The following is a 14,395-nucleotide window of genomic DNA, read 5'->3' on the forward strand; positions in this document are numbered from 1 at the left end:
TAAAACGTCACTTAAAAAGCGTGCTGGTCAGAAAATACCTCACATGCTGACCAATGCATCAGATCTGTTTTTTAGAGGCCCTCAAATTGCCTTGTCAGGAAAAACACCTTTTGATGTGATTTATAAGCATGAAATTATGAGTTTACGTCACTATAAAAATGAGGCTGAAGCTCCTATAGCTAAACACAGCGTACCGTTAGTCATCGTTCCACCATTAGCAGTCAACATGCTTATTTACGATTTGTTCCCTACACGCAGCCTTATACGTTACTTTTTAGCTCAAGGTTTTGATGTCTATTTAATCGACTGGGGCGTACCAACCCGACATCAGGCAAAATACAATTTTGGCACCTATATAAAAGTCTTTATGCCTGAAATGTTAAAACAGGTTCGTATACATAGTGGACAACAACAGCTCTCTTTACATGGCTGGAGTTTAGGTGGTGCTCTTTCACTCTGCTATACCGCGTTATTTAAAGATAAAGATATTAAAAATTTGATTATTCTTGCTTCACCTATCGACACCCATAAAGCGGGTTATATGGGTAAACTTTATGGAAGCTTGACCAAACCTGCACAGTGGGTTCGTAAGCACACCCCTTTTCGTATTCGCCAACATGTACCAAGTGAAGTGTTTCATATTCATGGTTGGCAAAACACACTCGGTTTTAAATTAACGGACCCAATTGGCAATTTAAAAACCTATTGGCAGCTTTTAAAAAATCTTGATAACCGAGAATTTATTGTTGACCACGCCACCTCTAGTTCATTTATAGACAATATGCTGGCTTATCCAGGCGGCGTTATGCGTGACATTATTTTACGTTTCTGGATTGATAATGAGCTATCAACAGGTGTCGTTAAGTTTGGCGAACTTACAGCTCATCTAAAAGATATTGATTGTTCAGTGTTAGCCGTGGGTGGCGATACAGACATTATTGTGACCGCCGATGCCGTTAAACCCCTTATGACCTTAATTGGTAGTAAAGATAAAACATTCAAAACCGTACCAGGCGGCCATATGGGGGTGGTTTCAGGTAGCCAAGCTCCTAGTTTTGTTTGGCCTGAAATAAGTAATTGGTTAGCGACCCGTTCAGACTAATACTTTTAAAAGCACGAAAGCCAGCGTAGCCAGTTCTACGCTGCTTAAAATTCAAACTATGCAAAAGCTTTTTATTTGAATAATCCATATGCATGTAATTGCTTATCACACGTTATAAGTACGATTTTATAAAACACAAAGATAATAAAAAATTGCCACTTTATAGTTAACCAATATATTAATTTAGTCATAAAAACATAAATTTTATTTATCACAAAACCATTTTTAAAATAAAAAATTTTATCAAACGTTAAATTTTTCTTAAAATATATCCATTTTATTTAAATAATATTTTTGACTTTTAAGATTATCTACCTAAAGTCGATGTTACTTTTTGTTATTTGTGTAAAGCTCAACTCAACAGGGATTTTACTCAAATATTTGAAATACAATAATTTTAATTTATTATTCATTGTAAAATATGTACATTATTTGAACAATTGTAGGCAATATCTCACAATCATGTAGGTCAAAGCTTACAACACAACTGATTGTTTTTCCTATAATTAATTTCAGTACATATAAGCACTCTTTACTATTAAATAGAAAGCTGAATATTAATAAAGAGATCTGGAGAAAATGATAAAGTCATCTTTATTAATATAAAAACTCTTAATAATAGAAAAAGAATCTCAAAAAATTAATATGTACTATCTTTCCTCTGGAAACAGAGGAAAGATACCTTTTTATAATCTTCAGATAGGGTATAGAAAATGTTTATCGCAAAAAATATATTTGTATATTTACTATCAATGTTAGCTCTATGCTTAATGATTATTTTTTTTAATTACCTAGGAATGAATGAGACGACTAATCTCTTAATTTCTTCGGCACTCTTTGGAATATTTATTACGTGGTACTACAAAGGTAGTGGACTATGTATTGCTCTATTTAGTTTTTTTTACTGGGCAATGTTCGTGATTAGTCAAAGTTTAGAAGTGATATGGATGCTTTCGGTTTCACTGATTGTATATTTAGTGATGACTAAAATTGTACCTAAACTCAAGCACATCCATATCGGTATAACGTCAAATAGTTAGAATGGATTTACTCCCCGATTAACCATTCCAACTTTCCTAACCGTATCAACTTTAGTTTGCTCTGCAATTAATAGTTCATTTAAGAAAAATTTGAGATTTTGCTGATTAAGCAAAATTGGGTTAAAAGTACTTTCTCCCATCTTGAGAAAGAAAGCCTCGATATTTGTATTGCGTTGCACATATTTCATTGACCAACGTTGAAAAGAGTTTTCTTCAATGGAATATGTGCATAACCATTTAACATTGTGGTGCCTTTGATCTTTTTGAATTTTCTCAAATAATCTTTCCACTACCTCTTTTTCGCCTTCTAAACATTGAAAAAATGCATTATCGGCATAATAAAGTACTCCACAAATCTCGTTCAAATCATTGAAATCACGAGCTTCTGTTAGGATATCACGCAAATCTTGTAGCAAATCTTCATTATTTTCATTTCGTTGGCTGGCATAACACAGTCGAACGTTCATAAGACTTCCGTGAAATATAAAATTTCATTATTAATGGAATTTTCAACTTAACACACCTTTAACAGAAATACTTTACATTTCATTATTATAAAAAATTCGTAACCTTTCCTAATTTCAATAAAAAAGCCCGAAACTAGTTCGGGCCATGGTATTTATAACCACATTATTTAACACGTTCAATTTGTAAAACTTCAATTTCGGTGGGCTTAATACGATGTGTGTCAACTTCACCTACAATACGTACTTTATCTCCCACTTTTAATTGCCAACCATTTGCTAAGTCATCATCAACATCAATCACGATGGAACCCGTTTTGTCTTTAAGCTCATAATGGTCGCCAGCAATATGCTTTACGATAGTTCCAGTGAGGGTTACACCTGTTTCATCAGCTAATGTTTTTGCTTTTGAAACAGTGACTACATTTTTTGCAGCTTGATTGAGTATAGCCGGATCAGTTCTTGCAAAGGTTGCACTGCTAACGAATAAAACCAGACTGGTAATTGTGGTTAACACTATTTTTTTCATTAAAATTTCTCCTATTCTTTTATTCATAGTTATCTAAACAATTTCTTAAAATTGTGAGTTTTAGCTTTTGTGATTTTTTGTGTCATCATGTCAGATGTACAATATTATTGTTGGAGAAGCTTTTGGACTGGCTCTTTTTTTAATCATTAAAATAAAAAAAAACCACATCGGGTGATGTGGCAAAAAGATGTAGCTTACTGAACCAAAAAAATAACGTATAACAGAGGATATAAGTCTAGAATAGATATTAATTATTAAAATAAACTTAAGAAAAAAATATTAATTAAAGATTTTCTAAAAATTTAGATAAACCTTCTGGTGCCCTTCCTTCTAATCGACTACTAGTGGTTACTCGAACTAAATTGCTCCATGTAATATTACAACACTGTCTTATCAATTTATTAATGAGGGAAACATCTTCATGACAAGGAACCGGTTCAAAACCACCAACTTGCATATAAACAGCAGCACTAAAACTTAAATTTGCACCATGAATATGATGATGATCCATACAGTCTTGATAATGTGACAAATACTTTTTTTGTTTTATAACAGATAATCGGCTCAAGTCATCTAAAGTCACAATACCGCAAATTGCATCTGTAGGCTGATGCAAAATTTGGCAACGCAACCAGTCTGGACTGACAATACTATCGGCATCGGTACAGGCAAGCCAAGTTGCTCCATTTTGAATAACTTGACGAATACCTAAGTCTCGGGCCTTTCCAACACACGCATAATTACATTCAATCCAGCTTACTCTATAACTTTGTACAATTGAGCGCGACTGGTCTGTACAGCTATCGAGCACAACCATAACCTCAACCTGTTCATCCGGTACTTTTTCTATCGCATCTTGAATTGACTGCAAACAGGCTGGCAAATGCTGTTCTTCATTATGCGCTGGAATCACAACACCTATTTTCATCGTAATTGTTCCCGCTGAGCTATTGACGAAGAATTAACAGTCCAAACATCAACCATAAAGTCTGGATCGTTTAGACTTAAATAATGATGAAATGGAAAATATTGCTGAAAGTTTTGATGAACTTGCTTGGCATTCAATTCAAAATCCTGAATATCATGTCGCCAATGGCAACACAAAATTTCCCCTTCCGGGTTTAAGGCCTGCTTTAATTTTTCAATAAACTCATCTAACTCATCGCATGTGAGGTAATACGCCACTTCGCTAATCACAATTAGGTCAAATTTTTGTTCATAAAAATCTTCAGGTATTTTTCTATTTTCAACAGTCACATGTTCAAATGCTTCTAACCTTTGGGATGCGAGTTGAACGGCCTGCTCAGAGACATCTATACACAATAGACTCGCAGCACGCTGAGCTAGATAAACGCTTAAATGCCCATTTGAACAGCCAATTTCTAAAACTTTTTCATAATGAGGTCGTGTTAATAATGCAAGGCAGATTTGTCTTTTACGGGCTTCGTACCAGTGATAATCATAGCCCCATGGATCATTATTACTATGATACAACTCCTCAAAATACATACGAGAATGAGTCACTCAGATATACCTCATAAGGCATTAAAAGACGGCTAATGGCACTAGAAGACAAAACGGCGGAATTGCCTGTACTTTCATCGGCTTCAATTTGTGTTTTAAATTGCATAACTGCTTGAACTTTTTTATTTAATTGGTTTTCAGTTAAGGCATAAGCTTGTGCTTTGGACCAATCAATACGTGGGTCTAAAGGCTCTGCCCAATGCCATGCCCAAATCAGTACATGCACACATACTAATTGATGCACTTTTGCAAAGGCCTGCACTGTTTTCCCGACGGCCTCATGGTCTGGATGCCCATCAAATGCATAACTACAAATTAAAATATCTTCAGGTTGAACGATTTGGCTGAGCGCTTGATTTAATAGATGAGTCTGTGAGTGAATCTGACCATCCGTAAGGTTTAAAGCAATTCGTTCAGAATGATCTGAGACACCTAAACTATTCAAAGCAGCAAAAGTCTCTTGCGGACGTAATTCGTTTAATTGGTCTGGGCTGTATTTTGTTGAATGGGGATGGCTTTGCGTGCCATTACTGACCGCCACAATAACAAGATGACAATTTTCTTTGACTAGCTGCTGCATTAAACCACCACAGCCAAGCACTTCGTCATCAGGATGCGGAGCGACAATCACCACTCTTTTCGAACGAAACAATTGTAAATTCAGCCCATCTAAAGGATGGGTTTTAAATGCCTCTAGCCACTTAAACTTCGGTGTTCCTTCACCTGAAATTACGCGATCTTCGACTAAGGGATGAGTTAAAGTTCCCATAAGCTTTTCTCCGGCAAACAGAGCTCTGCAATAGACTCATAATCAAAAGCCGCATGGCTCTGACGAATAAAGACAGGCAAATCAGCAATGAGCTGTGAAAATATAGCTTCTTCACAATAAGGACGCGCGCCTAAAGCCTTACCAACAAGTTGAATAACACTCTGGCAGCATTGTTCTGTTTGAGCACGCAATATACGGATTTCTCGCTCATGACTGAGCATAGGTTCTTCATCAATAAGCTTGGCAATATATTGAAAATACTGTTTTGTTACAGAAAGCTGTTGAGCTAATTCCCCTAAATACATTTTTTTAAATGCGTTTGGGCTGAGTTTGCAACTTTCATGTAGGAAGCTAACTAAACGTACCGCCGCACCATACCAACAAGCGGCAACACCAGCCGCACCATGCCAAAATCCGGGACGCTCCAAATAGCGATTTGGCTGACCTATAACTGTAACGGGAGTATTGTCAAAATGTACCTGAGCAGTTTGAGTGCCTTGCATACCAACGGCTTGCCAATGATTTAGGTCAACATGAACCGAAGGATCACTTAATTCAACAATACAAAGCTGTGCTTGGCCTTGCTTGTCCTTATAGCTCATTAAAGCCTTGTGAATAAATTCAGCGCCAGAACACCAAGTTTTGATACCGCTACAATGATTGTTCTCGACTTGTAGAGGTGCAGGCCCGCCCTCTGCTGCCCATACCGCCCACGTTTGCTCATCTATTTCAGCTTGATAACCCAGTTCTTTTAAAATACTTAAAGCATCACAATGTGACTCAAATAATTTAGCTAGACTTAAGTCACTCCCTGCAATTTGAGCGAACATTTGCCACCTTTGGTAGGTTTGACCTGATGCTGGATAGGGTAAATTTTTAGCTAAACTTACTAATTCTTGAAGCAAGTCTTGGCGTAGCTGACTTTTGTTTTCAGCTTCAGCATGTTCGAATTCATTCAACATACTCAAGATTTTCATATTTATAGATATTTTAATATTCATTACAAATAATTATTCAAAAGTATTAACTTAAACATATCGAAATAATTCTGTTTAATTAAAGATATAAAATGTAATAAAAAGATATTTTCTATAACTTTATTAAATGAATATTTCGTTTTATTTCATTGTTATTTAACTATATCGCTTAAGTGAAAATATAAAATAATCATGTAAGGTTTATTAAAAAAGAAAGATTTCTCCGATTTTATCCAGTAATTTAGTTTCTACGATTTTTCTATTTCCAAAGAAGAGGTCAAAAATGAGTACTTTAAATATTAATGATATTAAAAAACATGCAGACGTTATTGCTTCTTGTGGTACCAAAGTAGGAACTGTTGATCACCTTGAAGGTGAAAATCAGTTAAAACTTACTAAAGACGAAAATGATCAACATCACCTTATTCCTACTTCTTGGATTGGTGAAGTAAAAGACGATCAAGTCATCTTAAATAAAAACTCTCAAGAAGTTAAAGAAAATTGGCAAGCCATTTAAATTTCTTTGCACAGTTAGTTTATAACTGTGCATCTTATTTAAAAATATAAACAACAATTAAAATAAAATAACGAGAATTAAAAAAGTAAAAAGCTCCTTTTTATTAAGGAGCTTTTTATTTCTATCATAAAAATTTTAATTCAATATTTTTATAAATTACTCTGATTTATTGCAACCGAACGGGTTGCTTTACGCTTTCGGGTCACAAATAAACCGCACACCACCACACCTAACGTTACCCCTAAAGATAGAGTCGTTTCATAACTATAGGCTGGTGAGAAGAACATATAAGCCAATACACTTAAAATAATAATAATCACAAACCAAGTCAGCCATGGAAACAACCACATTTTAAAGGGAATTTCTGCTCCAGCTGCTTCTAACTTATGTCTTAATCGTAACTGTGAAAACGCAATAACCAAATACACCAGCAAAGCAATCGAACCTGTGCTTGAAAGCAATAAGCCAAACACTTTCCCAGGGAATACATAGTTAATGACACAGCATACTAAACCAATAAAAGTTGAGGAAAACACCGCAATTGCCGGTACCCCCGCATAATTCACTTTAGTGACTGCCTGCGGTGCTTCATTGCGTGTTCCTAAACGGAATAACATACGAGAAGACGTATAAATTGCGGCATTCATACAGCTTGCCACGGCGATAAACACAACCGTATCAATAATAAGTTTAGTACCCGGTACATTTAAGCTCATTAAAACGTATTGGAATGTCCCGTACTTTTGTAAGTCTGGTGAACGCCAATCGACAAGCGAAACAGCAATAAACATTGAAACCACAAAGAAAAGAATAATACGGTACAGCACCAAATTGGTGGCACGTCTAATTTTCTGTTTAGGGTTGGATGACTCTGCCGCGGCAATCGAGACAATTTCTACCCCAAAAAATGAAAATGCCGTAATTAAAATGGCAGATAAAATACCTCCCATACCATGCGGCATAAAGCCAGCGTTATTATATAAATTGGCAACACCGCTAACATTTTTAGCTAAAGGCCAAATACCTGAAATTGCCAAAATACCAATTATGATAAATCCAATAATGGCAACCACTTTGACTAAAGAAAACCAGAACTCAAACTCACCAAAGCTTTTGGTACTAAAAAAGTTGGCCAAGCTTAAGAACACAATAAAGCAAAATGCATAGATAGAAACCGAAACGCTCGGAAACCACGAATGTAAAATTTCTGCGCCAGCAATCGCTTCTACCGGAATCGCAAGCACCCAAAACCACCAATATAACCAACCAATAGTGAAGCCTGCCCACGGGCCAATCGCTTTACGGGCATAGGTAGAAAATGAACCGGTGTCCGGCTCTAAAACGGCCATTTCACCCAACATTCGCATGACCAGAAAGACCATAATACTGGTAGTGAGATATGCAAGAATGACCGCTGGGCCTGCTTTGGCAATTGCAGAAGATGAACCGACAAATAAACCTGCACCAATAACACCGCCAATACTAATCATTGTGATATGGCGATTTGAAAGTCCTTCGCCTAATTTTTTTGTTCTATCATTATTCATATTTCATTCCTTAAAAATATATCCATAAAACAATCTATTACATGTTTAAAAATCCTTTGCTAATGAAAAAGGGAAAACCTGATGTTTTCCCTTTGTTGCAGACATTAATTTAAAGTTGGCATTGAGAACTGTTTTGCTTCACGGACTTGAGCCGAAGGCCAGCGCTGTGTAATGGTTTTACGGCGTGTGTAGAAACGGACGCCATCTGGACCATACGCATGTAAATCACCAAACAATGAACGTTTCCAGCCACCAAAGCTGTGGTAAGCCACAGGTACTGGTAAAGGCACATTAATACCGACCATACCCGCTTGAATGTGACTGCTAAAATAGCGCGCTGCCTCACCATCACGGGTATAGATACAAGTACCGTTGCCATATTCGTGGTCATTAATCAGCTGCATCGCTTCTTGCATGCTATTCACACGCATAACTTGCAACACAGGACCAAAAATTTCTTGCTGATAACTGGTCATATTTGGAGTGACTTGATCAATTAAAGTTGGTCCAACAAAGAAACCTTTTTCATAGCCTGCAGGTTTTGCATCACGGCCATCGACCACAATTTTTGCGCCTTGCTGTTCTGCACTTTGAATATAAGCCTGCACTTTGTCTTTATGCACTTGGGTAATAAGCGGCCCAAAGTCGTTACTTGCATCTGCATAGTTACCGAACTTCAATTTTTTCATTTCTTGAGTGAGCTTATCAATCACGACATCGGCAACTTCATCGCCAATAGCAACCGCAACCGAAAGTGCCATACAACGTTCGCCCGAAGAACCAAAAGCAGCGCCTAATAATGAAGTCACCACGTTATCAATATCGGCATCAGGCATAATGATGGCATGATTTTTTGCACCGCCTAATGCTTGGCAACGTTTACCTGTTGAAGTCGCTGTACGGTAAATATATTCAGCAATTGGCGTCGAACCCACAAAGCTGACTGCCTGAATACGTGGATGATGCAATAAGGCATCTACCGCTTCTTTGTCACCATTTACCACATTAAATACGCCATCAGGTAAACCGGCCTGTTTTAAAAGTTCAGCAAGGTATAAAACCACAGAAGGTGCTTTTTCAGAAGGTTTTAAAATAAAGCAGTTACCGCAAACCAGTGCCATTGGGAACATCCATAAAGCAACCATGGCTGGGAAGTTAAACGGCGTAATACCAGCGACAACACCTAGCGGTTGGAACTCACTCCATGAGTCGATATCTGGACCAACATTTTTTGAAAACTCCCCTTTTAAAAGCTCTGGTGCGCCGCAAGCATATTCAACATTTTCTATACCACGTTGCAATTCGCCTTGAGCATCATGAGAAATTTTGCCGTGCTCTTGCCCAATCAAAGCGCAAATCTTTTCGGCATTTTGCTCTAATAGTTGTTTGAACTTAAACATGACACGTGCACGTTTAATAACTGGTGTATCACGCCATGCAGGAAATGCTTGCTCGGCGACCTGAACTGCTTCATTTACCGTTTGAGCATCTGCAATTTCGACTTCTTTACTAATTTCACCCGTCGCAGGATTGTAAACTGGCTGTTTTCTTGCCGTTTTAGATACAATTCGTCCTTGAATGAAATGCCCTAGCACTTTTTTGGCTTGTTCGCTATGCGTACTATTTTCAGTTGAAACTTCGTCATAGCTAAAATCTTCTAGGCCATTTGTCATTGTTGTTACTCCTTACTACAATTAGTTTTCAGATCAAACTGCTTTTTCATTTGGTTTTTAAAGAGCATCCAGAGACACTACCGATGCTCATAAATATCTATAAGGCTTATTTCACTTGATAAAGTGCATCGCCCACGGCATTCAATAAGCGGTCAATATCTGCTTCCGTACTGTTGAACATTGGACCGAACTGAAGCGTGTCACCTCCAAAGCGGACATATAAACCTTCTTTCCAGAGTTTCATACCGAGTTCAAAGCCTCGAATGGTGGCATCGCCATCACGCGGAGCTAACTGCAACGCACCAATCAAGCCACAGTTGCGAATATCTAAAATGTGCGGTGCGCCTTTTAAACCATGCAGCATTTTTTCAAAACTTGGTGCCAACGCCGCCGATTGAGCTAACAAGTTTTTCTTTTCTAAAACTTCAAGCGCAGCTAAAGCGGCAGCGCAAGCAACCGGATGTGCCGAATAGGTATAGCCATGGGTAAATTCAATGGCGTGTTCTGGTAAGTCTTGCTGCATAAACGCAGAGTAAATTTCATGGCTTGCCACCACACCACCTAAAGGAATGGCACCATTGGTGACTTGTTTAGCAAAGTTCAAAATATCTGGCGTAACTCCGAAATATTCCGCCGCAGTCCATGTTCCTAAACGTCCAAATCCTGTAATCACCTCATCAAAAATTAACAAGATGTCATGCTGATCACAGATCTCTCGTAAACGTTGTAAATAGCCTGTTGGCGGCACAATACAACCTGCTGAACCGGAAATAGGCTCTACAATAACGGCTGCAATATTTGAAGCATCATGTAGCTCAATTAATTTAAGCATTTCATTGGCAAGTTCTACCCCGCCTGTTTCTGCACAGCCTTTGGTAAAAGTTAAATTCGGCTGTAAAGTATGTGGTAAATGATCAACATCCATAAGCTGACCAAACATTTTACGGTTGCCGCCAATTCCACCTAAGCTTGTCCCCGCAACGTTTACGCCATGGTAGCCACGGGCACGACCAATCAATTTGGTTTTGCTTGGTTTGCCTTTAATACGCCAATAGGCACGTGCCATTTTGATTGAGGTATCTGCCGACTCTGACCCTGAGTTGGTAAAGAAAACGTGTTGTAGTTTTTCAGGCATATGCTGAACAATTTTATCTGCCAGCTTAAAAGAAAGCGGATGACCAAACTGAAAAGCTGGTGAATAATCAAGCTGACCTAATTGGGCGCTTACCGCTTGTTGAATTTCGGGTAAGGTATGGCCTGCACCACATGTCCATAAGCCTGAAAGTGAGTCATAAATTTCACGGCCCGAATCATCAATCAGGTATGACCCTTTTGCACCCACAATCATGCGCGGATCTTTAGCAAAGTTTCGATTTGCAGAAAAAGGCATCCAGTGTGCCTGATAATTTATGTGCATATTATTATTAGTTTGAACCGCATCCAAAGTATGCTCAGAGTCGCTGAATTTATCCGTATCAAACATAACCATTCCTGTTTATTTTCAAATTATGGTTTGAGTGTACATAGCGAGATAAGTTTGATAAATTCAAATTATCTTGAGTTTAGATTTAAAAAAACAAAACTAAATGAAACCTAAAAAATTAAATCAAGTTACTGATTTTGATATAAAACTTCTCAAAATATTTAAAACGGTTTGCGACTGTCACAGCTTTACATCTGCCGAAAGTATTTTAGGTATTAGCCGCTCTGCAATTAGTTTGCATATGAGTGATTTAGAAAATCGTTTAGGTATTCGGCTATGCCAACGTGGTCGTGCCGGCTTTGCCCTCACCGATGAAGGGCGGGAAATTTTAGAATATATTGAAGTACTCACAGCAGCGATTGAAGACTTCCGCTCTAAAGTCAACCAAATGCATAACCGCCTTAAGGGTGAGTTTAATATCGGCATTATTAACAACCTTGTGACTATGCCAAGAGGCTATATCACCAACACCTTGACTCAACTTGCCGAGGAACATGCCGAGGTTATTATTAATATTAGTATGAGCACCCTTTCAGATATTGAGTGTCGTGTACTCGATAACCGATTGCATGCGGGTGTTATTCCCCTTGTAACGCCTTTGTCTGGTTTAGACTATTTCGACTTATATAGTGAAAGTTCATTTTTATATTGCGGCAAAAATCATCCTTTATTTAACCACTGTAGCAACATCAATTTAAATGAATTAAAAAAATGGCAAGCCATTCTTCCTAATTATGCCATTACATCGGAAGCAGCGAAGTTGCATCAGCTTTTAGACTGTAAAGCCACGGCAAGTGACCGTGAAGGGATTGCCTTTTTGATTTTAACCGGAAAATTTTTAGGTTTTTTACCTGACCACTATGCAAAAAAATGGGTTGTAGATGGTGTGATGCAACCTGTTTTAAAAGACAAAATGCACTACAGCACCCCTATATGCTTAATTACTCATAAGGGTAAAAACCACAATAATATTTTAAAAACCTTTATGGAAATGCTTGAGAAAAGAATCAGTAATGATTAAAAATAGTTATATATAGATGTTAGAATATAGATATTATATAAATAACAAGCCCTTTTATTTAAAAAAACTTCATAATAGAAATTTACAAAATTTAAGCTTCCTAGTGGCTTTTTAGATAAAAATGACTATCGATTATATTTAAATATATTTAATATTTAATAAATATCACTTAACGATCTGTTTTTAATAAATAAAAAATATATAATCACGCCCGCAAAGTAAACATAAATACTTAAGGTTTATTCATGAAAAAAATTTCAACTTTAGCAGTTTCTATTTCATTTATTATGTTAACGGGGTGTGGTGGAGGCAGTTCAAGCTCTAATAATACTGAAAATGTATCATCACAAGCTCAGGAACAATCTACTCAAAATGTATCATCGCAAGCTCAAGGGCAATCTGCTCAAAATGTAAATAGTCTAAAGTGTGATAGAGGTATTCTCTTAAATTCTACGCTTTCAACCAATACAATTTTTGATGAAACGCTATATTCTTTAAATTATAGATTTAAGGAAATTTCTTCAGGAAATCCTCCAACTTCAATTCCACAACTTTATGCATATGAAATTAAAAGAAATGATCAAATGTTATATGCTTATCCAAAAGCACTTTACAATATAACTGCTGATGAAATTGAAAGTAGTTTGGCTGAAGATATCGTCCAAAGTTATGACCTTAACTCTTTCGGTCTTTTCACTAAAAAGACATACCAAAAGCAAAATAATGGTTGGCCTTTAGGTTATGTCGTTGCATCCCAAGGCTCACAAATTACAACTGCTCAATTTAATGATAGTTGTAGTTTAAATTCAGATAATGTGAGTTACGACTACGAAAAAATAGATGTTTCAGGTAAAAAAATATCTGACATTTTCCCATCTAATATTTTAACAAGTCGACCAGAAAATATAGACTACTTATATATGAGTAATCGCTTTGCTGGAATACTTAAAAATAATCAAACAGCTTTTACGAGCTTATTGAATAGTAATGCGACTTTCCCAAGCGGTTCTTTTGTTTATGTACCGAAGTCTGTTGTTTATAACAATACCGAATTTTATTTCTTTGATAACGATAGTACTAATTTCAAAACCCTAGCTGAATGGCAACAAGCCCTTTATCCAACCGTTAAATATAAATTTGATACTGTGGCTGGCTACAATGTGACTTACTCTGTAGACAGTGCAGGTAATCAAATTTATTCGGGTGGTAAAGACCCTGCCATTGAAATGAATGGTAAAATTTACGATGGTGAATGGCAAGTTAAAGGTAATGTTGTTTCTGAAACATACGGTGAACCAGCAATTATGTCGACCACTAATTATCAAACAAAAGGAAAATTTGCTTTATACAATAAAGCGAGTTATGACTTTCTTGTTGACCAAATCCAAACTTACTATAAGTAAAATTTAAAACCTGTATATCCCAAAGTACCTTGCAATGTACTTTGGGATATTTATCTAAACCAGCCCTACCCTTAATAAAAAGTAATCTAATGCCTTATTTCCTTCATACGCATCGTTCTTATCTAAATACTGAATAATTGCACCCTCAATCATATATAAAAAGAGTTTCGCTTCATTAAATGATGCATCGGCCTTAAGTGTTCTAAGTACGCTATAGATTTCATTGGTCAGCCATGTTCTGTACCTTACTGCGGTTTGGTAAGCATTTGGATAGCTATTTTTAGTTTCAAAAATAGCCTTAAATAATAAGTAGTACGGGCCTTCTAAGTCGGTATGTAGAACATAC

The 14,395-nt window shown here is 36.8% G+C and carries 14 protein-coding genes and 1 pseudogene; 5 read left to right on the forward strand and 10 right to left on the reverse strand.

Annotated elements, in window-relative coordinates:
• Together J582_RS22675 and J582_RS26825 are read left to right on the forward strand one after the other, a co-directional pair.
• A partial coding sequence (locus J582_RS22675; RefSeq protein ID WP_032048644.1) for an alpha/beta fold hydrolase occupies positions 1-1,102 on the forward strand: 1,102 nt, incomplete at its 5' end.
• A 713-nt stretch (positions 1,103-1,815) separates the two neighbouring features.
• The gene (locus J582_RS26825) at positions 1,816-2,142 is read left to right on the forward strand and encodes a hypothetical protein (protein ID WP_004707954.1); all 327 of its coding nucleotides are present in this window, start codon (positions 1,816-1,818) and stop codon (positions 2,140-2,142) included.
• Here the strand turns inward: J582_RS26825 and J582_RS22680 are convergent.
• The 6 genes from J582_RS22680 to J582_RS22705 form a co-directional block, all read right to left on the reverse strand.
• Positions 2,139-2,609 carry an AnBLUF65 family BLUF photoreceptors gene (locus tag J582_RS22680; RefSeq protein WP_002049354.1) on the reverse strand — a complete coding sequence of 157 codons (471 nt, stop codon included), beginning with the start codon at positions 2,607-2,609 and terminating at the stop codon, positions 2,139-2,141. The genes J582_RS26825 and J582_RS22680 overlap by 4 nt on opposite strands.
• A 163-nt stretch (positions 2,610-2,772) precedes the next feature.
• Positions 2,773-3,135 (reverse strand): NirD/YgiW/YdeI family stress tolerance protein, encoded by a 363-nt coding sequence (locus J582_RS22685; RefSeq protein WP_031983540.1) that lies wholly within the window; start codon positions 3,133-3,135, stop codon positions 2,773-2,775.
• Positions 3,136-3,418: 283 nt separating this feature from the next.
• On the reverse strand, positions 3,419-4,063 hold the full coding sequence (locus J582_RS22690; RefSeq protein ID WP_031983542.1) for a glycosyltransferase: 645 nt from the start codon (positions 4,061-4,063) through the stop codon (positions 3,419-3,421).
• Complete coding sequence (locus tag J582_RS22695; protein ID WP_081404955.1) at positions 4,060-4,659, reverse strand: class I SAM-dependent methyltransferase; 600 nt, start codon at positions 4,657-4,659, stop codon at positions 4,060-4,062. The genes J582_RS22690 and J582_RS22695 overlap by 4 nt, the downstream gene beginning before the upstream one ends.
• A complete protein-coding gene (locus J582_RS22700) occupies positions 4,634-5,428 on the reverse strand; it encodes a PIG-L deacetylase family protein (RefSeq protein WP_022575421.1) in 795 nt (264 codons plus the stop codon). Before J582_RS22700 ends, J582_RS22695 begins: the two co-directional genes overlap by 26 nt.
• A complete protein-coding gene (locus tag J582_RS22705; protein WP_114271346.1) occupies positions 5,416-6,390 on the reverse strand; it encodes an acyl-CoA dehydrogenase in 975 nt (324 codons plus the stop codon). The genes J582_RS22700 and J582_RS22705 overlap by 13 nt, the downstream gene beginning before the upstream one ends.
• Positions 6,391-6,688: 298 nt before the next feature.
• Between J582_RS22705 and J582_RS22710 the strand changes: the two genes are divergently transcribed.
• The gene (locus J582_RS22710) at positions 6,689-6,922 is read left to right on the forward strand and encodes a DUF2171 domain-containing protein (protein WP_000105754.1); all 234 of its coding nucleotides are present in this window, start codon (positions 6,689-6,691) and stop codon (positions 6,920-6,922) included.
• 149 nt (positions 6,923-7,071) lie between these two features.
• Here J582_RS22710 and J582_RS22715 read toward each other — a convergent pair whose 3' ends face one another.
• From J582_RS22715 to J582_RS22725, 3 genes are all read right to left on the reverse strand, one after another.
• Positions 7,072-8,469 carry an amino acid permease gene (locus tag J582_RS22715; RefSeq protein ID WP_004707938.1) on the reverse strand — a complete coding sequence of 466 codons (1,398 nt, stop codon included), beginning with the start codon at positions 8,467-8,469 and terminating at the stop codon, positions 7,072-7,074.
• Between the two features lie 104 nt (positions 8,470-8,573).
• Complete coding sequence (locus J582_RS22720) at positions 8,574-10,142, reverse strand: CoA-acylating methylmalonate-semialdehyde dehydrogenase (protein WP_032048645.1); 1,569 nt, start codon at positions 10,140-10,142, stop codon at positions 8,574-8,576.
• Positions 10,143-10,248: 106 nt separating this feature from the next.
• Positions 10,249-11,631, reverse strand: coding sequence for an aspartate aminotransferase family protein (locus tag J582_RS22725; protein ID WP_081405567.1), 1,383 nt, complete (start codon positions 11,629-11,631; stop codon positions 10,249-10,251).
• Between the two features lie 97 nt (positions 11,632-11,728).
• On the opposite strand from J582_RS22725, the gene J582_RS22730 reads away from it, so the two are divergent.
• Positions 11,729-12,646, forward strand: a complete 918-nt coding sequence (locus J582_RS22730; RefSeq protein ID WP_031983548.1) for a LysR family transcriptional regulator — start codon at positions 11,729-11,731, stop codon at positions 12,644-12,646.
• Between the two features lie 245 nt (positions 12,647-12,891).
• A complete protein-coding gene (locus tag J582_RS0105255) occupies positions 12,892-14,049 on the forward strand; it encodes a hypothetical protein (RefSeq protein ID WP_032048648.1) in 1,158 nt (385 codons plus the stop codon).
• Between the two features lie 54 nt (positions 14,050-14,103).
• Here J582_RS0105255 and J582_RS26990 read toward each other — a convergent pair.
• Positions 14,104-14,395: pseudogene (locus tag J582_RS26990) on the reverse strand (TetR/AcrR family transcriptional regulator); the annotation flags it as partial.

The organism is Acinetobacter sp. 1566109, from assembly GCF_000582255.1.
GTDB lineage: Bacteria > Pseudomonadota > Gammaproteobacteria > Pseudomonadales > Moraxellaceae > Acinetobacter > Acinetobacter nosocomialis.